This window comes from Domibacillus sp. 8LH (assembly GCF_038806185.1).
GTDB classification, from domain to species: domain Bacteria; phylum Bacillota; class Bacilli; order Bacillales; family Domibacillaceae; genus Domibacillus; species Domibacillus indicus_A.
Window position 1 is genome coordinate 1 of sequence record NZ_JAVJNG010000090.1, and the last position, 350, is coordinate 350.

Consider the following 350-nt stretch of genomic DNA (forward strand, 5'->3'; position numbering starts at 1 on the left):
TGGCGCGCCCGAGAGGACTCGAACCTCTAACCGCTTGATTCGTAGTCAAGTACTCTATCCAATTGAGCTACGGGCGCTTATTTATTTGGTGCGGCCGAGAGGACTTGAACCTCCACGGGGTTGCCCCCACTAGGCCCTCAACCTAGCGCGTCTGCCATTCCGCCACGACCGCATAAAAGCGTTCCGTGCACCAAATTGTCGCTTGCCAACAAAATAATATTTTACACGAACTTGATTGCCTTGTCAACACTTTTTTTAAAAGGTTTCGAAGGAATGGTGAGCCATGAAGGACTCGAACCTTCGACCCTCTGATTAAAAGTCAGATGCTCTACCGACTGAGCTAATGGCTC

3 tRNA genes are annotated in these 350 nt (G+C 50.0%); all 3 read right to left on the reverse strand.

From position 1 onward, the window contains the following. Positions 1 to 77, reverse strand: a tRNA-Arg gene (locus RG959_RS23900). 9 nt (positions 78 to 86) lie between these two features. Then, positions 87 to 172 (reverse strand) — tRNA-Leu (locus RG959_RS23905). Positions 173 to 274: 102 nt separating this feature from the next. Continuing rightward, positions 275 to 350: transfer RNA gene (locus RG959_RS23910), tRNA-Lys, on the reverse strand.